The organism is Deltaproteobacteria bacterium, assembly GCA_009692615.1.
Classification (GTDB): domain Bacteria; phylum Desulfobacterota; class Binatia; order UBA9968; family UBA9968; genus DP-20.
Genome location: SHYW01000010.1, coordinates 1 through 18,887 on the forward strand (window position 1 = coordinate 1; position 18,887 = coordinate 18,887).

20 protein-coding genes and 1 pseudogene are annotated in these 18,887 nt (G+C 56.7%); 3 read left to right on the forward strand and 18 right to left on the reverse strand.

Annotation, left to right across the window (positions count from 1 at the left end):
- Window positions 1-272 precede the first annotated feature (272 nt).
- The 17 genes and pseudogenes from nthA to EXR70_03850 form a co-directional block, all read right to left on the reverse strand.
- Complete coding sequence (gene nthA / locus EXR70_03770) at window positions 273-902, reverse strand: nitrile hydratase subunit alpha (GenBank protein ID MSP37590.1); 630 nt, start codon at window positions 900-902, stop codon at window positions 273-275.
- Between the two features lie 14 nt (window positions 903-916).
- Window positions 917-1,210 carry a nitrile hydratase subunit beta gene (locus tag EXR70_03775; protein MSP37591.1) on the reverse strand — a complete coding sequence of 98 codons (294 nt, stop codon included), beginning with the start codon at window positions 1,208-1,210 and terminating at the stop codon, window positions 917-919.
- A complete protein-coding gene (locus tag EXR70_03780) occupies window positions 1,207-1,518 on the reverse strand; it encodes a nitrile hydratase subunit beta (GenBank protein ID MSP37592.1) in 312 nt (103 codons plus the stop codon). Before EXR70_03780 ends, EXR70_03775 begins: the two co-directional genes overlap by 4 nt.
- Before the next feature lie 12 nt (window positions 1,519-1,530).
- Window positions 1,531-3,303 carry a phosphoenolpyruvate carboxykinase (GTP) gene (locus tag EXR70_03785; GenBank protein ID MSP37593.1) on the reverse strand — a complete coding sequence of 591 codons (1,773 nt, stop codon included), beginning with the start codon at window positions 3,301-3,303 and terminating at the stop codon, window positions 1,531-1,533.
- Window positions 3,304-3,593: 290 nt separating this feature from the next.
- Window positions 3,594-3,967 (reverse strand): annotated as a pseudogene (locus EXR70_03790) (type II toxin-antitoxin system VapC family toxin).
- Window positions 3,964-4,170: an AbrB/MazE/SpoVT family DNA-binding domain-containing protein gene (locus tag EXR70_03795; GenBank protein MSP37594.1), complete on the reverse strand. Its 207-nt coding sequence runs from the start codon at window positions 4,168-4,170 to the stop codon at window positions 3,964-3,966. The pseudogene EXR70_03790 and the gene EXR70_03795 overlap by 4 nt, the downstream one beginning before the upstream one ends.
- 559 nt (window positions 4,171-4,729) lie before the next feature.
- Window positions 4,730-5,971: an aminopeptidase P family protein gene (locus tag EXR70_03800; GenBank protein ID MSP37595.1), complete on the reverse strand. Its 1,242-nt coding sequence runs from the start codon at window positions 5,969-5,971 to the stop codon at window positions 4,730-4,732.
- Between the two features lie 52 nt (window positions 5,972-6,023).
- Window positions 6,024-7,370, reverse strand: coding sequence for a hypothetical protein (locus EXR70_03805; protein ID MSP37596.1), 1,347 nt, complete (start codon window positions 7,368-7,370; stop codon window positions 6,024-6,026).
- Between the two features lie 12 nt (window positions 7,371-7,382).
- Complete coding sequence (locus EXR70_03810; GenBank protein MSP37597.1) at window positions 7,383-7,694, reverse strand: hypothetical protein; 312 nt, start codon at window positions 7,692-7,694, stop codon at window positions 7,383-7,385.
- Window positions 7,695-7,706: 12 nt separating this feature from the next.
- Window positions 7,707-8,720, reverse strand: coding sequence for an ABC transporter substrate-binding protein (locus EXR70_03815; protein MSP37598.1), 1,014 nt, complete (start codon window positions 8,718-8,720; stop codon window positions 7,707-7,709).
- A gap of 154 nt (window positions 8,721-8,874) precedes the next feature.
- Window positions 8,875-9,726, reverse strand: a complete 852-nt coding sequence (locus EXR70_03820) for a uroporphyrinogen-III synthase (GenBank protein ID MSP37599.1) — start codon at window positions 9,724-9,726, stop codon at window positions 8,875-8,877.
- A 16-nt stretch (window positions 9,727-9,742) separates the two neighbouring features.
- Window positions 9,743-10,372, reverse strand: coding sequence for a bifunctional precorrin-2 dehydrogenase/sirohydrochlorin ferrochelatase (locus tag EXR70_03825; GenBank protein ID MSP37600.1), 630 nt, complete (start codon window positions 10,370-10,372; stop codon window positions 9,743-9,745).
- Window positions 10,373-10,614: 242 nt separating this feature from the next.
- Window positions 10,615-11,415: a uroporphyrinogen-III C-methyltransferase gene (cobA, locus tag EXR70_03830; protein ID MSP37601.1), complete on the reverse strand. Its 801-nt coding sequence runs from the start codon at window positions 11,413-11,415 to the stop codon at window positions 10,615-10,617.
- A gap of 16 nt (window positions 11,416-11,431) precedes the next feature.
- On the reverse strand, window positions 11,432-12,007 hold the full coding sequence (locus EXR70_03835) for a hypothetical protein (GenBank protein MSP37602.1): 576 nt from the start codon (window positions 12,005-12,007) through the stop codon (window positions 11,432-11,434).
- A 165-nt stretch (window positions 12,008-12,172) separates the two neighbouring features.
- Window positions 12,173-13,657: a nitrite/sulfite reductase gene (locus EXR70_03840; GenBank protein MSP37603.1), complete on the reverse strand. Its 1,485-nt coding sequence runs from the start codon at window positions 13,655-13,657 to the stop codon at window positions 12,173-12,175.
- A complete protein-coding gene (locus tag EXR70_03845) occupies window positions 13,582-14,463 on the reverse strand; it encodes a nitrite/sulfite reductase (protein ID MSP37604.1) in 882 nt (293 codons plus the stop codon). The genes EXR70_03840 and EXR70_03845 overlap by 76 nt, the downstream gene beginning before the upstream one ends.
- A gap of 98 nt (window positions 14,464-14,561) precedes the next feature.
- A complete protein-coding gene (locus tag EXR70_03850) occupies window positions 14,562-14,996 on the reverse strand; it encodes an Rrf2 family transcriptional regulator (GenBank protein MSP37605.1) in 435 nt (144 codons plus the stop codon).
- A gap of 220 nt (window positions 14,997-15,216) precedes the next feature.
- Between EXR70_03850 and EXR70_03855 the strand changes: the two genes are divergently transcribed.
- On the forward strand, window positions 15,217-16,251 hold the full coding sequence (locus EXR70_03855) for an ABC transporter substrate-binding protein (protein ID MSP37606.1): 1,035 nt from the start codon (window positions 15,217-15,219) through the stop codon (window positions 16,249-16,251).
- 90 nt (window positions 16,252-16,341) lie between these two features.
- Here EXR70_03855 and EXR70_03860 read toward each other — a convergent pair whose 3' ends face one another.
- Entirely contained in the window at window positions 16,342-16,734 is a 393-nt protein-coding gene (locus EXR70_03860; protein ID MSP37607.1) for a hypothetical protein, read from the reverse strand.
- A gap of 183 nt (window positions 16,735-16,917) precedes the next feature.
- On the opposite strand from EXR70_03860, the gene EXR70_03865 reads away from it, so the two are divergent.
- Both EXR70_03865 and EXR70_03870 read left to right on the forward strand, forming a co-directional pair.
- Window positions 16,918-17,754: an alpha/beta fold hydrolase gene (locus EXR70_03865; protein ID MSP37608.1), complete on the forward strand. Its 837-nt coding sequence runs from the start codon at window positions 16,918-16,920 to the stop codon at window positions 17,752-17,754.
- 109 nt (window positions 17,755-17,863) lie between these two features.
- Window positions 17,864-18,886, forward strand: coding sequence for an ABC transporter substrate-binding protein (locus EXR70_03870; protein MSP37609.1), 1,023 nt, complete (start codon window positions 17,864-17,866; stop codon window positions 18,884-18,886).
- Window position 18,887 lies beyond the last annotated feature (1 nt).

Below are 18,887 nucleotides of genomic sequence, written 5' to 3' on the forward strand. Positions count from 1 at the left end.
ACGGGGGCAAATCGAGGCAAAACTAAGGACCCTATTAACCACGAGAGCAAAATGTAATCTGATATAACTTCGCAAAAACTGTAACTCATTACGAAAAAAACGATCTATCTTCCGCTGCCCTGCTTCCAGGGCAGTTGTTCAGAGGTTCCCTAAATGGTATGGCGACTAGCAAGAAAAATCAACCGAAATGTTTGCGCCAGCGCTTTGCGGGCAAAACCATGATCAGCCAAACAAGGTGGCGGCTTTAAGAGCGGAAATGGAACCGGAAAAACCTATTCAGGCAGCGCCGGCAGCGCATCCATGACGCCGATCATGCTATCGCGGGTCACCAGTTTTTCTAAATCGGCGAGGCTCCAACCTTCAGTTCCAGCGGGGCGCATGGGCAAGACGATGTAACGGATATCCGCGGTGCTATCGTGCACCCGCACTTCAATGTCGTCGGTCAATGCCAAACCGAACTCGCGCATGACGCCGCGCGGATCGGCCACCGAACGCTGGCGGTAGTTAAAACTTTTATACCAATCGGGCGGCCGACCGAGAATCGGCCGGGGATAGCAGGAGCAAAGCGTACAAACCACCATGTGGCGAAGTGTTTCGGTATTTTCTAAAACCACGAACTCATTGATCGCCGTAGCGTCAATGCCCATCTCGGCGCAGGCCGCTTTGGGATCGGCGATCAAGCGCGCTTTGAAATCCGCATCGGTCCAGGCGCGGGCGACTAACTTAGCACCGTTGGCCGGCGTGCGCGCTTCCTGATATTCGATCTGGCACTGAATGTCTTTTTCGCTGATCACGCCTTTCGCGACCAACAGCTCGCGGATCGCATAAATGCGCTTGGCATAATGACTCAGCTCATGTTTGGGATGTTCATGCCCGTGGGCATCGATAACCGTATCAGCCATCTTGCGATCCTCCCTCAAGCCAACGGTTCCAACCAATGATCGTAGATATCGACGAGCACTTTGTCCTTTGCGCCGCCCGGCTTGGCAAAGACATCGGTGAAATTGAAAGCGACGAGATAAAGTGTCTTTTTCGGTAAGCCATCTTTACCGAAAGCGAGCAGTTCGGGATTTAAAAAATCGCCGTAGACTTTTTCAACCCAGCCCGATTTGCCGCGAATATACCAGGGCGTGCGCAGATGGCCGGGGCGGTCTTCGAATTTGACGTGAACCCGGTCGCCGGTCTTGAACCTGCCCGTCGCCGGACTCACGGCTCGCCCCACTTCGATTCAAACTCGGCGAGCTTTTCATCGATTTCCGCTTTGCTGAGAATATTTTTTTCGATGAGAATCGCTTCGATGCTGGCGATCCAGCGCTCGTAGTAACTCATGTCGCGGTAGGCGGCGGAATCCATCTCTTCGCGCGCCCGGCGCATCTCGTCGGTGCGCTTGATACCGCGGGCACCGAGAGCTTGATTGACCGCGTCGGCGAGGATTTCCCAGTCCGAAAGCGGATGGTCGGCAACTTCGATGGCTCCCGCACCCGGCAGTCCGCCTACGTCATGATGTCCGCGCGCCATAAGAACCTCCACTTAACCTTTGAGCCTTCCGGCTAGAGCTTTGTGCTCTTCCTTGATGCCATTCGGCAAGTGATCGCCGTAGGAGTCGAAATATTCGCCCTGACTCTTGAGATTGTTCTTCCAACCTTCGCGGTCGATGCTGACCAATTGATTCAAATCGGCTTTGGAAACATCCAAGCCGTCGCCGTTGAGCGCCGCGGCCTTGGGCACATAACCGATGGCGGTCTCGTCCGCTTCACCCGCGCCCTTGGAACGATCGATGACCCAACGGAGCACGCGTAAATTTTCGCCGAAGCCCGGCCAAATGAATTTGCCTTGATCGTTGCGTTGGAACCAGTTGACGCGAAAAATTTTCGGCGGATTGCTGGCGCGCTTGGCCATCGACAACCAATGGCCCCAGTAGTCGCCCATGTTGTAACCGCAGAACGGCAGCATCGCCATCGGATCGCGCCGCACCACGCCCACCGCGCCGGTCGCCGCCGCAGTAGTTTCCGAAGCCAATGTCGCGCCGAGGAAGGTGCCATGCTGCCAATTGAACGATTGATAGACCAGCGGAACTAATTTATTGCGCCGGGCGCCGAACAGAATCGCGCTGATCGGCACGCCTTCGGGTTTTTCCCATTCCGGTGAATAGGTCGGACATTGCTTGAGGGAAACCGTGAAGCGCGAATTAGGATGGGCTGCCGGCTGGCCGCTGTTGGGATCCCAGGCTTTGCTGCGCCAATCGACGGCGTTGTTGGGCGTCGGATCGTCGTGGCCTTCCCACCATACCGTGCCGTCCGATCGGAGCGCGACGTTGGTGAAGATGGTATCTTTCCTAACCGTCGCCATGGCGCTGGGGTTGGTTTTCGAACCAGTGCCCGGCGCGACGCCGAAGAAGCCCGCTTCCGGATTGATCGCCCAAAGTCTTCCATCCGAACCGACGCGCAGCCAAGAAATATCGTCACCGACGGTGTGAATCTTCCAGCCTTTCATCGGTGCCGGCGGCACGAGCATGGCCAAATTAGTTTTGCCGCAGGCGCTTGGGAAGGCGCCGCAGATGTAAGTGATCTCGCCGTCGGGGCTCTCGATGCCGACGATCAACATATGCTCAGCCAGCCAGCCTTCTTTTTGGCCGAGCTTGCTGGCGATGCGCAGCGCCAAACATTTTTTCGCCAGCAAAGCATTGCCGCCGTAACCGGAGCCGACGCTCCAGATGGTGTTGTCTTGCGGGAAGTGACAGATGAAGCGCCGCTCCATGTCGAGGTCGGCCTTGGAATGCAGACAGCGCGTGAAGTCGTCCGAATCGCCGAGATGATCGAGCGCCACTTTGCCCATGCGAGTCATGAGCCGCATGTTGAGCACGACGTAGACGCTGTCGGTGACTTGAATGCCGACCTTGCTAAACGTCGAACCCAGCGGTCCCATCAGAAACGGAATCACATACAACGTGCGGCCCTGCATCGAGCCAGTGAAAATCTTCGACAGCTTATCGTAGGCCTCCGACGGCGCCATCCAATTATTGTTCGGCCCAGCTTCTTCTTGCTGCTCGGTGCAAACGAAGGTTAGATTTTCCGTGCGCGCGACATCGTTCAGCGCGCTGCGATGGAGGTAACTTCCCGGCTGCTCTTTCTGGTTGAGCGGCATGAGATCACCGCACTGCACCGCGACTTGTGTCAACTTTTCCCGCTCGGCCTCAGAACCGTCGCACCAGTAGACATTGTCCGGCCGGCACATCGCCGCCATTTGGTTGACCCATTTTAGGATATGTTGGTTATTGGGAATGGTGCCAGAGGAATTACTCATGAGCGGCGACGATGTCCTTTCCGAAATCCGAATTGTCGTAAACCCCGCATGCCATCGGCGCTGCCAAAAATTCCGTAAAATGGGCGGTGAATACCTGCCAAACAGCTGGAGTCATTGAGCATTATACTAACTGTGTAACCTACTAATTCAGTGCGGCGAAGTCAACCAGAGAAAGCCTAGCGGTAGTGATCTGAGTTGAACAATAGAGAGATGTTCACTTGAAGATGACAACGTGAATTCCTCGGAACGATCGCATGCCCCGCGTTTCGCATTTCCATTTCCGAGCTACGCTATTTCTTGGCGCGGTATCTAACGTCGGAGATGCCGGCGAAATCGCTGTCTTGGCTCCACAGTGTCGCTCGATAGGCGCGCGCTGTTGCCAATATGATGCTATCGGCCATCGGGATTCTTTCGTCGAGGCTAACGCGAGCGGCGGTTAGAGCAAGTGGCGCGGTCAACTCAACGATCGTTCCTTGGTGCATGAGAGCTACCGCCTGCAGGGCGTCGCTCTCACCGCGTTGCTGTAGAACCCGCTTAAAGACTTCGAATAGAATCAGGGTCGGTACAATCAATTCTGTCCTATTTGTAATGGGAGGAGCAAAAAATCCGCGTTCGGCCCATCGGCCAAATATTCAAGCCAGCCGGAGGAGTCGACAACATTCACACGCGGTCTGTGTTTCGTGGCACGTCGGTATCGATACCTTTGAGAAAGCCTCGCATCTTTTTTATCGATCGCACGGGTATGAGCTCGATGCGGTTTTCGTAGAGCAACGCCTGGACTTTCTGACCTGGCGTAAGCTTGAGCGTCTCGCGCATTTCTTTAGGGATAACAACTTGGAACTTGGGCGACACCGTTATAGTCTCCATAATTTCTCCATCGATACCCGAACGTAGTGTGTGAATTGTATCGGCCCGCAACTAGGTTGGCAAGTCTCGAATTCGTGCTCCGGGAATATCAAATACCATGTCCGGTCTCGGTCGCGGCAGACGTTCTTAGAACACTCCGGATCACAATCACATCCTAGACATAAATCATTCCTAGCCAAGCAAAAAAAGACGATACGACCCACACGCTCGCATTCAGAATGCGGAGTATTTGATATGAACTAAATTGGCGAGACAAAGGCCACACTTTGAAGCTCTTGGTCAGTGCTATGCACCCGACAACAATCCAGACGAGCGTTGGACCAACAAAAAACAGCTCAAACAGTTCTTGGCGACCGCGTAAAAGCCATATTTCTAACAAAAAGCCTCCGCCAGGGAGCGCAGCCATCACCGACGCCCAGAATGCGCTTTGAGGTTGAGCGCCATCTATCATTCGGTTCAGCCACACTATAGCTGCGATGCCAATCGCAACGAGCAACAACGCCTAGGCGCGTACATCAATCATTGAAACACGACGACTCCGTGAAGTCTCATCGAGTGCTCACTCCAACGGCAACGTTAGCAACTTCTGCTCCGGATGAATCAGATGTTCGTGGCCGGTCTGCGTCACAACGCAGGTGTATTCCACTTGCACCGTGCCCCAGCCGGCTTCGTGGTTCGAGGCTTCGAGATTCATCGTCATGCCGGGCTCGACCGGAATGTTGGTGGTGTTGGGGAGAAACGGATCGTCGACTTCTTCAGCAGGACCGAGCAGGAACGGAAACTCGCGCGCTTCCAAACCTATCGTGTGGCCGAGAAAGAAGTTCGAATAATTCGGCAAGCCGTTGGCGCGCACGCCGGCGATCATAGTTTCATAAAGTTCTTGCGGACGAACGCCGGGCTTGAGCGTTTCCACCGACTTCAACACGCCCGCTTGGATCGCGTCGTAGCGTTTGCGATGTTCCGCCGTCGGCGCGGCGCCGACCGAGCCAGATTTGCACACATCGGCATGATAGCCGTTGATCGAGCAGCCCATGTCGACACGAAAGATATCGCCCTTCTGCAAAACGTTATCTTTGATCGCCGGAAAGTTGCCGCCGCGGGTCACCGCCATGTGCATCCAATAAACTTGCCCGCCAGCCTTGGCGATCTCACCTTTGTAAATGCTCGCCAGCTCATTCTCGGTCACGCGCGGACGGCAGGCGCGCAGCATTGAATTGATCGCCTCTTCGTTGACCTCGGCGGCCTCGCGCAGCCGCTGAATTTCATCCGGCGTCTTGATCATGCGCACGTAGCGAAAAAACATCGACGCGGGCAAGAGCGTCGCCTGGGGCAAATTGGCGCGAATCTTTTCGTACTGCGTGATCGGAATCGCGAAGTGATCCATGCCGATGCGCCCGTTGGCCATGCCTTTATCTTGAATCAATTGCGCCAACGCTTTTTCCGGCGTCAGTCCTTTCGAATCGCTCCCGGCCAACTTCACCGTGCGCTGCTCGACGGCGGTGAGCTTATTCATATCGGCGACATGCGGATTGCGTGGCCGGCCGTAGATATATTTTTCTTCGATGCGCACGTCTTCCAGCGACGCGTAACCGACGTCGCCGCCGGGAATCAGCAGCGCCGGCTTGTGCGCCGGATCGCGCGGATAAACGACGTAGACTTGCGAGCCGCCGTAGCGATAACCGTTTTGGCTCCACGACGCATGACCGCTCAAGTAAAAAATATTCTCCGGCGTCGCCGCGACCACGCCGGCGAGATCATGTTTGTCCATCAACGCCAGCAACCGTTCTTTGTTATAAAGCATCAAAATCTCCTAAATAATTTTGAATTTGAAATTTGGAATCTTGAATTCTCCCTCACACTCCGCCTTCCGACCGCCACGGCCGTGGCTCCAACGGCTTCACGGCAACTTCCAACACGGATGGGCCTTGATGCGCTAGCGCGCGAGCTAACGCCGGTTTCAGTTCATCCGGTTTCTCGACGCGCTCGCCGTAAGCGCCGAGCGCCCGCGCCACGCCGGCGTAGTCGCCGCGCAACGAGATGCCGATCTCATGGCCTTTGAAGCGCTCGTGCAAAGTTTCCCGGCTGGCGCCTAAACTTTCGTTGTTGAGAATCACGGTCAACGTGCGGATGTCATTGCGCGCCGCGGTTTCGATCTCCATGCCGGTCATGCCAAACGATCCGTCGCCGGTAAAATTCACCACGGTCTTGTCGGGATTGCCAAGCTTAGCGCCCATCGCCGCCGGCGTCGACCAGCCCATGGCGCTGGTGCCGCCGAAGCCGATGAAGCCCAACGGATTGAGTGCTTCATAATGATGCGAAACGTAGGCCCGGGTCACGCCGGCGTCGTGCAGCAAGATCGTTTTCTTGGCATCGAGCTGATGGGTAATGTCCCAACAGGCGCGATACGGATTGATCGGGACTTCGTCGGATGTGAGCCGCGGATTCCAGGAATCGAGCCACTTGTTTTTGAGATCTTGAATTTCCGCCGCGACATCCGCCGCCATGCCCTTGCGATAAGCCGCGAGCTTTTCTTTTCCCTGTAACAGCATCGCGCGCAGAAAAAGTTGAATGTCGGAAAGAATCACCAGATCGGCGGGATAATTTTTGTGCAGCTCCGCGGCGTCGATGTCGACTTGAACCAGTTTCGCGTGCGCCGGCTTGGGCAGCCAACCTGAAGTCGCGTGCTGGCGAAAACTGCATCCAAGCGCAATCACCAAATCCGCTTCCTCGGCAAACTTGCGCGACTGCCCAGTGCTGTAAACCGCGCGCGGAAAACCACCGAGGCCTAAACACAATGGATGATCCTCCGGCATCGCGCCCTTCGCCGGCAGCGTCGCCATCACCGGCAGCGCGTAGGATTCGGCGAGTTTAACCAGCGCCTCGGTCGCGCCCGACCAGAGCGCGCCGCGGCCGACGTAGATCAGCAGCTTTTTCGACTGCTGCAAAAGTTCGATCAACTTTTCGACATCGTCAGGATCGGGACCGAAACGCACGCGCCGCGTTTTGAAATAGGGCGGCATCTCCGCCTGCGCCATGCTGATGTCCTGCGGCATATCGATGATCACCGGCCCCGGCCGTCCCGAGCGCGCCAGCGTAAACGCGCGGCGAAACACTTCAGGGATGCGCTCCGCAGACGGCACGCTGAAGGTCCACTTGGCCATCGATTGAAACACGTCGAGATAAGGCACTTCTTGCAGCATGCCCTTGGCCAACTACTTGCGCGAGCTGTGGCCGAAGATGACCACGAGAGGAACGCAGTCGGTAAACGCATTGACGATGGCGGTGAAGGCATTGCAGCGCCCCGGCCCTTTGGTCACCATCGCCACGCCGACTTCACCGGTGCTGCGCGCGTAGCCGTCGGCGATGTACACCGTCGCTTGCTCGTGACGCGTGAGGATCAAAGGGATCGTGCCGTTTTCATGCAAGGCATCGAAGATCGGTAAAATATCGTCGCCGGGAAACGTCGAGACGAATTTCACGCCTTCGGTTTGAAGAATATCGACAAGAGCATCCGCGCCACGCATAGTCACTTCTTTCTATTTGGTCGCAAGCTTTTTGAAGAAGCCTTCCTCCTCAAGCTTGCGGACAAATCGGCCATCGATAAAATCGTAGGGGTTCTTGTTCTTCAACGCCGGCTGCCGCTCGGCGAGCACATCCAAGACGAACTTGATGCCCTCGGGCGACGGCGTCAGATACTGATTTAAAAATTTGCCCAGTGTTTCCTGCGCCTGTGCCACCGCCGGATCGTCCTTGGGCACGCGCATGTATTTCGCCACTACCGGCAAAGTCAGATCGGGCCGCGTCTTGTAGAGATAAATCGCTTCCGAAGTCGCGCACAACACGTTGAGAATCACTTCGGCATTGGCGTCGATGAATTTGCGCGTCGCGACCACGGAGATCACCGGAAACGGAAAATCCAAACCGGCAAGATCGAAAACTTCGCGATAACCCGCTTTCGCCGCGGCGAGCGAAGACGGCGGCGTCAACACACCGGCTTGAAATTTTCCCTGCAACAGTCCGGCGAGCACTTCGGGAGAACCGCCGGCCGGCAACACGCCGACATCGCGATTGGCCGCCCAATTGAAATGGCGCAAGAACGCCAACGCAGCGAAATAGCTGTTGCCTCCCACCGCGCCGGCGGCGAGCGTCTTACCTTTGAGATCGCCGATCTGCTTGATCTGCGGACTGGCGTGAATCGCGAAGGTCAGCCGCGTGAAAACCGTGCCGAGCAGCGCGATCTCCGCGCCACTGGCCGCGGCCGCTACCGCCGCCGCGCCGCCGACTTGTGAAACGTCGATGGAGCCGCCGAGCATCGCTTGAATCGGCCGCGACCCGCCGACGTAGATCAACTCGGTTTCGTAGCCGCCATATTTCTCAAACAGTTTTAACTCGTGAGCAATCCAGAACGGCGGGTTCGCGTAAGCAAAAGCGCTAAACGCCAGGCGCAGCTTCTTCGCTTGAGCCGCGTGCAATGGCGTAGAGGCGAACACGCAAACCGCGAGCATTGCCAAAAACAGTCGAGCAAAATTTGGCATCATCGGCATCATCATTGCGGCGAACAGACGAAGACATATTGGCAATTCACTAAGCAGTCAAGTTGATTTCGCTTGCCCTCACCCTTCCCTCTCCCGCAGCCGCCTGAGGCGGATCAGCCTTCGGCTGAAGCGGGCGAGGGTAAGAATTAGGAAAGCTGAAGACCAAGCGTTAAGTTGTTTTTTTGCTGGAGAGTACAGAGGGCGCCCGCGCAGCGACCTCGGCAATGAGCGCGCCCATCTTCGGATGCACCGGTTCAATATCCGGCGTGAGACCGAATTGCCCAAGCACTTGCGTGCATACCGGGCCCACCGAACCGACGACGATTTTCTTACAAGCCTGTCGCAAGCCCTCCTCCGCTTTGTCATAGGCGCCGATCTTGAACAGATGCTCCACCTGAGCGCCGTTGGTGAACAACGCAATGTCGACTGCGCCGTCGAGAATCTTTTCCATCGCCCCACGTAGCGGCGCGAGATCTTCCGGCAACGCCCAGCGATAGATCGGAATCGACACCACCGTTGCGCCGTGAACTTGCAGCGCAGAAATCAATTCCGCATTGGTGACGCCGTATTCTTGAATCGCGATGCGCTTGCCGCGCAGATCCAGCGTTGCCGCCAACGTCGAGATAACTTCGCGCCAAGTATTGGGCTCCGGCACGATCAGCCCTGCTTGGAGTCCCAACTCTTTCAACGCCGCGGCCGGCTTGGGCCCGCGCGCGACAAGCTGCACAATTTTCAATGCCGCGACAATTCTATCTTGAGAAAATTCACTCAATAGAATTTCGTTGAGCGTCTTGGTGCCGACGCCGGTCATGAGAATGACAATGTCGAAGTTGCCCGCTTCGATGGCCGGCAAGAGATCGAGCGCGGCGCGGTTCTCGGTCAAAGGAATTTCGCGCATGGACGGCGCGACGATCGGCTCGCCGCCATAGCGGCGAATCAGCTCCGCCATCTCCTTAGCGCGCCGGCTCTCAAAGGAGACAACTTTCAAGCCTTGCAAGTTATTTCGCGGGTTGGATTCCATGAGATTGAATATCGAACTATGCGGCCACGCCCAATTCTCTGAGCAACAGACTCTTCGCCCGCACCAAGTCGCCGCGCATGAGCAGTTGGCGCACCTCGCCGCTCAAGGCGCGCTGCCAAGCTTCGAACGGCGCTGTAATTGCCCGCGCATGCAATTCATCGCGCACTTGCGCGGCGAGATTCGCCAGCAAGGCGTATTCGTCGGTGAAATAAACTTCCAGCTCTTCGCGGATGGTCCGCGCCAACGCCGGACTCTTACCGCCGGTGGAAACCGCAACCGTGAGATCGCCGCGGCGCAGCACCGAGGGCAAAATGAAATCGCAGTGCGCCGCATCGTCCGCCGCGTTGACCCAGACGCCGAGCTTGCGCCCCTCGGTGAAAACCTGCCGGTTCACGCCGCCATCGTCGGTGGCGACGAAGGCAATCTCGTATTCAGTCAAATCGCCGGACCGATACTGACGCGCGATCCAGTCAACGGACTTCTCTTTGGACCAGCGCAAAATATTGCCGCTCACTTCAGGACTGATCACGACCACATCCGCCCCCGCTTCCAGTAAGCCGGCAACCTTGCGCTCCGCCACCGCGCCGCCGCCGATCACCAAACAGCGCCGACCGGTCATTTCGAGGTAGATCGGAAAGTAGCTCATGTTCGTTGCGCACAATCTAACTCTTGGACGCCAAGATAGACAAGCCGAACGGAAGATAAAATCCGCGCGCTATGGGAAACACGCCAACAAGAGAATCCCACACGGGAGAACTACGAAAAGCACGAAGATCGGATTTGAAGACTCTCTTATTTCGTGTGGTTCGTGTTTTTCGTGGGTGAATTTTTTACGATCTTGTAAAGCAGGTCTTGACGCGGGGCGAGCGGGACAGTGTGGCGCTGCGTCTACGGTCGCAACGACAAATCTTCCCGTCGATCCGACAATTCGTCGCAGGACGGCACGAAGTCGTGGGCGAACCAATCCAATTTATCCGCCAACCGCACCACCTCGCCGACGACGATCAGCGCCGGCGCTTTGAGTGCCGCACTCTTCTCGACGATGTCGACCAACGTGCCGATCGCTTTTTGCTGCTGCACCGTGGTGCCCTGCTGAATCACCGCCGCTGGAGTTTGCGGCGACCGGCCATGAGCGACCAGCGCGGCGACGATCGCCGGCAGATTGTGCAACCCCATGAGAATCACCAGCGTGTCGACTGCGGTGGCGAGCTTGGCCCAATCGACGGAAGACTTGGATTTGATCGCCTCATGTCCAGTGACCACAGCGAAAGACGAAGCGTAATCTCGATGAGTCAGAGAAATGCCGGCGTAGGCCGGAACCGCGACCGCCGAACTCACGCCCGGAACTATTTCGAAAGCTATGCCGGCATCGGCCAACGCTTCCGCTTCTTCGCCGCCCCGGCCAAAGACAAACGGATCGCCGCCCTTCAAGCGCACGACTTCACAGCCGCGCTGGGCGTAGTTGATTAAAACCGAATTGATTTCGCCTTGGGCGATGCAGTGGCGCCCCGCCTGCTTGCCGACGAAGATTCGTTCTGCATCAAGCGAGACTTCTTCAAGCAGCACCGGATTGACCAGTTGATCGTAAACGACGACTTGCGCCGCATGAAGCAATTGCATCCCGCACACGGTCATCAACCCTGGATCGCCCGGTCCAGCGCCGACGAGATAAACTTTGCCAGTAGCCATGTCAGTCAAGTCACTCTCAATCCCGCGGCAAATTCGCCAATGCCTTACTCAGATCGAGAGCCGCGGCAGTTTTGATGTGAACGTTCAGCCGTTGGCGCGAATCATCGTCGCGCGCCACGTTCACCGCCGCGCCGCCGAACAACTGTGACGCCACCACTTGAACATCGCCTTTGATGGCGTCGAACGCTGCTTGCGAATTCTCGCCGCGCCGCCGGTCATTGAGCGAAATCACCGCTTCGTTGGCCGCGAAGCGCAGCTTGCCGCGTAACGCCGGCTCGGCTTCGAGCTTGCGGCAATTTTCCAGCGCGCCGCGTAACACCGCCCGTAGTTTCGCTTGTTTGGAACCGGCCAGCTGCGCCTTCTGTGCGAACACCAAACCGCGCCGATTGCCGCTTTCGTCAATACTGACGTGCGAATCATTGGCGACCAGAACGATTCCTGGCCCGGCCTGCATGTGGCTGTAATCGGCAACGTCGTGATAGACGCCGTCGGTGGCCTGAATCCAACCGTGAAAGATATCGATGAAATCCGTCAGGGCAATCCTATCAGGCTGTTCGACGAATAATTTGACGTTCATTTTTTGCAGTTCCATTTTCACTCCCGGTCTTTGCTGCGATCGATATCTGGTGCCGCGCGAGAAAAGAAAATCTCCCCTAACCCCTCTTTTTCAAAGAGGGGAATCGATCTCGGTTTTTCCCCCTTTGAAAAAGGGAGACCAAGGGGGATTTTCTTCACGTTCACTTCGTACCTAAGTCCATCACGCGCTCGCCTGCGCCGTCGGTGCGATCGTCGCCGCGCCCGGCGCGACGCCGCGCGTCTTGATATGGCAATCATGCGCCGCGTCGATGAACAACTGCGCTTCTTGGAGCAACTGCACGGCGCGGTCAGCGTCGGCGCTTTTGCCCGCGCCGACAAACTCCTTGGCTTTAAATAAATACTCGGCGAATTTTCCGCCGGCGTATTTGTCCCAGAAAAGCTGGGTGTCGTAGAAGCGCTGGGTGAACTCGGCGATAATCTGATCGTCATGTTCCGAAATCGCCGGGTTGTAATCCTTCACTAAACCCTGCGCCGCGCGCACCATGGAAGCGTAAGCCGCCTTGACTGCCGGTTGGGCGTGGCCCGCATCTAATAATAATTGAGCCTCGAACAGCTCGCGTTCGCTGGCGGCCAGCGTGAATTCCGCTTGGCTCACCACTTCGCCGGCGCATTCGCCGACGCCCATGTCGGCGAGGGTAAACTCGCGCGGATCGCCCCAGTCGCTGTAATAACTGCGGTCCACGTCGTGGGCGGGAATCTTGGTCAAATCGTCGAGCAAATCTTTTACGGCTTTTTTACCCACCCGCGCGACGAAGTCTTGAAACCGCTCGTCCTTCAGCCGCTGGCGCACGTAATATTCTGTGATAGACGAAACCGCTTCGGGAATCCGCTTCGACGGCACCGCGCCGATGGCGAGGCCGTACTCGCCGGCGTTATCGTGAAACTTGCCGCCGAGAATCACTTGGAAATGCGGCACGGCGAAGCCTTTGATATTGCGATTGATGCCGTAGAAGCCGATGTCGGCGATGTGATGCTGGCCGCAGGAGTTGAAACAGCCGCTGACTTTGATGCGGAGATTTTTCACCGCTTCGTCCAACTGCAAACTCTTCTCGCCCAAACGCTGGCGCAGCTCCCGCGCCAAACCGCGCGACGACGCAATGCCCAACTTGCAAGTGTCGGTGCCGGGGCAAGAGGTCACGTCAACGATCGTCGCCGCGTCCGCCGCGCCCAAACCGATCGCCTTGATCGCTTGATAAAATTCCGGCAAATCCGCTTCGCTGACCCAGCGAAAAAGTATGTTCTGCTCCACCGTCGTGCGCAGCGTGTCTTTGACGAAGCGGCGCGCGATGTCGGCCAGCGCGCGCATCTGATCAGCGCTGGCATCGCCCAACGGCAGCGTCACCGTCGCCGCGACGTAGCCGGGCTGTCTTTGTTTGTAAACGTTGGTCGCGTACCAAGCAGCGAAACCCTCCGGCCGTTGCTGGCCGTTGAGATTCACGCCGGGCTTGAGTTGCGCCTCGGAGCGATCGTCTACGCAGGCGAGGAAATCGGTCCAGCGCCGATCGGGAGAAAGTTTTTGCCGCTCCTCCACCACCAGTTTTTTGAATTCGTCGATGCCCAAGTGGGCGATCAGAAATTTGATTCGCGCGCGCGCACGATTGCGTTTCTCACCCAAGCGCGCGAACACCCGCGAGATCGCCTGCATGGTCGGCAGTAATTCCGCTTCGGGCAGAAACTCGTCGAACAATTTAGCTTTGTAGGCACCGAACCCAAACCGCCGCCGACGTAAAAAGCAAAGCCGCGCTGTTTTTTGCCGTCGACCACGCGAGTCTTGGCGATGGCGCCCATGTCGTGCATCGTCACCAGGCCGCAGGGATTTTGCTCGCAGCCAGAAAAGGCGATTTTAACTTTGCGGCCAAAATCTTGGGTATCGGGATGGCCCATGAGAAATTTCGCGCAAGCTTTGGCGTAAGCAGTCGTATCAAAAGTTTCTTCGTGGCAGATGCCCGCCAGAGGGCAAGCCGTGACATTGCGCACGACGTTGCCGCAAGCTTCTTGAGTCGTCACGCCAACCGCAGCCAACCGCCGCATCAGGTCGGGTGTGTCGTCGATATGAACGAAGTGAAACTGAAAATCCTGCCGCGTGGTCACGTGCGTCACGCCGTCGGCATACTCTTCGGACAGGTCGGCGAGCGTATACAACTGTTCGGGCGTGACGCCGCCGAAGGGAATCTTGATCCGCATCATCCCCGGCGCGTCCCACATGGTATCCGGCCCTTTGACCAGATCGGCGGAGAGATTTAACTTTTGCACGCGCTTGCCGTCGTGGCGCTGGCCGTTGTCGTAGCGCTGGCCGTAGATGCCGCGGCGCAGACGGGTCTCGGCGAAAACTTTCTCGTCGATCTTACCCTGCTTGCGCAGCTCCATCTGCTGCTCGAAGATATCGATCTCGCGGCCGAGCTCGGCGGGGATTTTCTCCGCGAGTTTGTCTTTCCAAGTTAGCTTGTCCATGGTCTATGACCTCCAGCGCGATTGGCAAACGGCACCATTACAAAAGTAAGTTGATTGAGTTAGTCAGTTATTGTCTCAAAAAAAATCCGCAGCACAAACTAGATATAATACATGTACGATTCCTGCTCCGGCTTACACAGATCGGCGAGGGTCGTGTCTTCCAAGACCGCCTCCATCGCCGCCACACCCTTGCCCCACGCCTGCATCAAGCGCTCCGTCGCCAGCGCGCCGCTGCCGTTTTTTTTCTTCGGTCGGACATCTGGGCTGACGAACGGCCCTTCCAAAACCTCGATCACTTCCTTGACAGAAATCGTCTCCGGCGGCCGCGCCAAGATGTAGCCGCCGCCGGGCCCGCGCGAACCATGCACCAAGCGCGCGCGATTGAGTAGCACCATGATCTGACCGAGGTATTCGGAAGGGATATCTTGATCCTTGGCGATCTCTTTGACTTGAGTGGTGCGGCGGATTTTATAATTGTTCGCCAACTCAACCAAAGCGAGGAATCCGTAATACGCTTTAGAACCGACTTTCATATTGCATGCTCCAAGGAAGGTTCAAACTAAGTAATTCAACTAACTAAGTCAAGAATAGATTTGGCTCGCCCTTTCCGACCTAACGAACCAACGCAACCACCAAAATCCCAGCGGGCGCGGGCGCGCCTCTTTTTAATTTGCTTGGCTCATTCGATTAAAGCTATATTTGGAACAACTAATCCCAGACAAGTCGTTCACAGCAGTTTTGGAGGCCACTCTAATGAAATGTTTAGGCCGATCGGTCTTATCCGTCATATTCGTCTTGATCGTTATCGCTATATCTCAAACCAATCTCCACGCTGCACCGGGCGAGGTGATCATTTCCCACGCCAGCATGAGCACAACCTCGATCCCGCTTTGGGTCACCCAGCGGCGAAACTTTTTCGGCAAATACGGCGTCAATTCGAAAGTCGTCTGGGTGCGCGGCAATCCCGCGCAAATCGCTACGCTGGTTTCCGGCGACACGCAGATCGCCTACGGCGGCGCACCCACCGCCATCGCCGCAACCCTCGGCGGCCGCGACATGAAGATCATCGCCAGCTTGAGCAGCCGCGAGAGCCTCGACATCGTCGCCCGGCCCAACATCAAGAGCGCCAAAGAGTTGGCCGGCAAACGCTTCGGCGTACAAAGCGTCGGCGGCGGCGTGTGGAAAACCGCGCCCGTATGGTTGGAACACCTCGGCATGGACGAGCGGCGCGACAATATTCAGATGCTCGTCATCGGCGACGTCACCGTGCTCGCCCAATCGCTGGAATCCGGCCTCATCGACGCCACGGTGGTGCCGCCGTTTTTAAGCCGCCGCCTCGGCGCTAAAGGCTTCACCGTCCTCGGCCGCTGCGAAGAAACCCGGCTTTCATCGGTCGGCATGACGGTCTTAGTCGAGCGCCCCTATTTGCAGCAAAACGCCGAGACCTTGCAAAACGTCATGATGGCGCTCATCGAAGGCATGCTCTACACCGGCCACCCGAGAAACAAAGCCGTCGTCATGGAAACCCTGACCAAACAATTCCGCATGACCGATCCCGCCATCGCCGAAGGCGCCTACCAAGACGTGTCCACGCTCGTGCGTTTAGAAGAAGCGCGCAAACCCGATGTCTCGTTAGAAGGCATGCGCATCCTGCAACGATTGCTGGCGCCGGGGAATCCGAAAATCGGCAGCTTAAAAATAGAAACCCTGATCGACTCCAGCATCGTCAAGAAAATTGAGGACAGCGGGTTTTTTGAGAGGATGACTGCGGAATACGGAGGGAAGTAGCTTTGAATTTCTCGCCTAGAAGCCAACTCCGCGCGTCCGGCAAGCGGTATCGGAAATCTTGTTCGAGGTCCTTAGTCCCCCGACATTACGTCACGCGCCCGAATCCGAAAACGGCTCGGCGACAACTTGAAAATCATCTTCGTAGACAATGAACCCCGGCCGATCGGTTGTTACCGTTTCCACGACGACACCATGAAGGCGCATGAGTTCAACAACTTCTCTAGCCAGACGAATGTGATCTACCGCTGTGTCTTTGAACCACGCTAGTCCACGATGGTTCTTGTGAGAGTTATTTCTTTTCCGGGAGACGCGGGCTGGCACGGGTAGATTTTTATTGAACCATTTGAAAATCTCTTCGAGTCGCTCGTCCTCATAATCCGGCAATACCCCGCGCTTCTGAATGACCTCGGCACCGCGCAGAAATCCGTAGCGATACCCAGACTCCTCGCTTCGGTTAGGAATTACGAATCGGAGATAACGCATCGTAGTCCTGTTTACGACTCAAGCTCACCGACACACGCTTCGTTAGCTTTGCGGTATTTACAGTAATTCATCGATGTTTATGCAAGATTCGAACGCTAGTCATTGACGCATTTTCATTGTCGTTGTCAATTTTGATCACCTTGACAGCAGCCAAGCATCATATCATAAACGTTAAAATTATTTATGAACTACCAAACCCATATCCACAGTTTCAAAACCGCCGACAATGAGCGGCTCCACGGCGCGCTGTTGACGCCGCCGGATCAGCAATCCGATCTGGCGCTAATCTTAGTCCACGGCGTGGCGATGAATTTTTATTTGCCGCCGCTGTTTAGTTTCGGTCAAGAACTTGCAGCGCGCGGCCATCACAGTTTCGTCATCAACACGCGCGGCCATGATTGGATCGCGCGGGCGGGGAATTTGCAGAAGTTCGGCGGCTCGGCCTATGAGAATCTCGAAGACTGCGTTGCGGATCTCGACGCGGCCATCGACTTTCTCAAAGCGCGCGGCTACCGGCGCTTCATTCTCATCGGCCACAGCCTGGGTGCCATCAAGTCGATTATTTATCAGGGCACGCAACAGCGCGCTGACATCGCGAGCATCGTTGCCTGCTCGGCGCCGAAGCAGTTCTACTCGGAGCGCGTCGAACGCTATCCTGAGTTTCGCGAGTTAATCGCCAACGCCGAGCAGATGGTAGCGGAAGGAAAGAGCGAGGAACTGATGATGGTGCCGGTGGGCGTCAATCCAGGGATCTTCACCGCGCGCACGCACTTGAACAAGTATGCCAAAGACGATCGCAACGACTGCCGGCCCCACGCGAAAAACGTCGGTTGCCCAGTGCTTGCCATCGCCGGCGGCGCCGAGCCGCCGTTCTTTCACGAGTACGCCCAAGAAATCGTCGCCGCCGCCGGCGGCCGCTCGAAGTATCAAAGGGTCGACGGCGCCAACCACTTCTACAACCGCCACACGCCGCAGATGGTCGAAGTCATCGCCCAGTGGCTAAAACAATTTCAGGATTAGAAAATTTAATCACGTAGGGTCGCGATTCATCGCGCCCTCTTCCGCTTTTTTCCTATGTGAACTTTGCGCTCTTTGTGGTTAGATCGATCCGAAAGGAACTTTCACGACAATGAAACGGTATCACCGCATCCGATTCGCCGCGTTTCTCTTCGGAATCCTAAATTCTTTGCCGTCTCTCTCCGTCCTAGCCGCGGCGGCGCCGACCAAAATCGCCGTCGGCTACGCCACCATCAGCAGCGCGTCGACGACGCTTTGGGTTGCTCAGGACGAAAAGTTTTTCACCAAGTACGGCATCGATGCCGATTTAGTTTTCATGCCGGGAGCACCGACGCTGATCGCGGCGATCAATTCCGGCGCGTTGGCAATCGGTTACACCGGCGGCACGGCGATCCTCGGCGCGGTGGCCGGCGGCACGGACTTGAAAATCATCGCCGCCAGCCAGGGGCGCGTGCTGCACGATCTGGTGGTGCGCCACGACATCAAGAAAGCCGAAGACCTACGCGGCAAGCGCGTCGGCGTCACCAGCATCGGCGGTTCCGGCTGGATGGCGGCGATGTTGGCCTTCGAACAGTTGGGGATCAATCCCGACAAAGATAAGTTAATCGTCTCCGCCTTCGGCGATATGCGCATCATCGCCAAGGCGTTCGAAGCCGGCAATCTCGACGGCGCGCTGGTCACCGGCAATCTAATCTCGCAATTCAAACGCGCCGGCTACAACGTCTTGAGCGAACTCGAAAAGGTGCAAATGTTAGGCTCGGCAGTGGTCGTGAAGCAGAGCATGATGACGACGCAAACCGAGCTGCTGCGCAATGTCATCCGCGCCCTAACCGAAGCCCATGCCTTTGTATTAAGCCCGAGCAAACATGGCGCCGTGCTGCGCGTGATCAGCAAACGGCTCAACATCACCGACCCCACGGCCGCCGAAGACGGCCTACAGGATCTGCTCAAACGTATCGACAAGAAACTGTTTCCCTCCCTCGACGGCCTGCGCAACATTCAACGCCTCCTGCAAACGCGCAATTCGAAGATCGGCCAGATCAAACTCCAAGAGGTCATCGACGACTCCTTGGTCAGAGAACTGGAAAAGAGCGGCTTCAACGACCGCGTGCTCGGCGACTACGGCGTAAAATAAT

Excerpts from the sequence above, each read along its gene's own strand:
- nthA (MSP37590.1), bottom strand. The coding sequence starts at position 902 with ATGGCTGATACGGTTATCGATGCCCACGGGCATGAACATCCCAAACAT.
- EXR70_03780 (MSP37592.1), bottom strand. The coding sequence starts at position 1,518 with ATGGCGCGCGGACATCATGACGTAGGCGGACTGCCGGGTGCGGGAGCC.
- EXR70_03785 (MSP37593.1), bottom strand. The coding sequence starts at position 3,303 with ATGAGTAATTCCTCTGGCACCATTCCCAATAACCAACATATCCTAAAA.
- EXR70_03795 (MSP37594.1), bottom strand. The coding sequence starts at position 4,170 with ATGGAGACTATAACGGTGTCGCCCAAGTTCCAAGTTGTTATCCCTAAA.
- EXR70_03800 (MSP37595.1), bottom strand. The coding sequence starts at position 5,971 with ATGCTTTATAACAAAGAACGGTTGCTGGCGTTGATGGACAAACATGAT.
- EXR70_03805 (MSP37596.1), bottom strand. The coding sequence starts at position 7,370 with ATGCTGCAAGAAGTGCCTTATCTCGACGTGTTTCAATCGATGGCCAAG.
- EXR70_03810 (MSP37597.1), bottom strand. The coding sequence starts at position 7,694 with ATGCGTGGCGCGGATGCTCTTGTCGATATTCTTCAAACCGAAGGCGTG.
- EXR70_03815 (MSP37598.1), bottom strand. The coding sequence starts at position 8,720 with ATGATGATGCCGATGATGCCAAATTTTGCTCGACTGTTTTTGGCAATG.
- EXR70_03820 (MSP37599.1), bottom strand. The coding sequence starts at position 9,726 with ATGGAATCCAACCCGCGAAATAACTTGCAAGGCTTGAAAGTTGTCTCC.
- EXR70_03825 (MSP37600.1), bottom strand. The coding sequence starts at position 10,372 with ATGAGCTACTTTCCGATCTACCTCGAAATGACCGGTCGGCGCTGTTTG.
- cobA (MSP37601.1), bottom strand. The coding sequence starts at position 11,415 with ATGGCTACTGGCAAAGTTTATCTCGTCGGCGCTGGACCGGGCGATCCA.
- EXR70_03835 (MSP37602.1), bottom strand. The coding sequence starts at position 12,007 with ATGGAACTGCAAAAAATGAACGTCAAATTATTCGTCGAACAGCCTGAT.
- EXR70_03840 (MSP37603.1), bottom strand. The coding sequence starts at position 13,657 with ATGCAGGCGATCTCGCGGGTGTTCGCGCGCTTGGGTGAGAAACGCAAT.
- EXR70_03845 (MSP37604.1), bottom strand. The coding sequence starts at position 14,463 with ATGGACAAGCTAACTTGGAAAGACAAACTCGCGGAGAAAATCCCCGCC.
- EXR70_03850 (MSP37605.1), bottom strand. The coding sequence starts at position 14,996 with ATGAAAGTCGGTTCTAAAGCGTATTACGGATTCCTCGCTTTGGTTGAG.
- EXR70_03855 (MSP37606.1), top strand. The coding sequence starts at position 15,217 with ATGAAATGTTTAGGCCGATCGGTCTTATCCGTCATATTCGTCTTGATC.
- EXR70_03860 (MSP37607.1), bottom strand. The coding sequence starts at position 16,734 with ATGCGTTATCTCCGATTCGTAATTCCTAACCGAAGCGAGGAGTCTGGG.
- EXR70_03865 (MSP37608.1), top strand. The coding sequence starts at position 16,918 with ATGAACTACCAAACCCATATCCACAGTTTCAAAACCGCCGACAATGAG.
- EXR70_03870 (MSP37609.1), top strand. The coding sequence starts at position 17,864 with ATGAAACGGTATCACCGCATCCGATTCGCCGCGTTTCTCTTCGGAATC.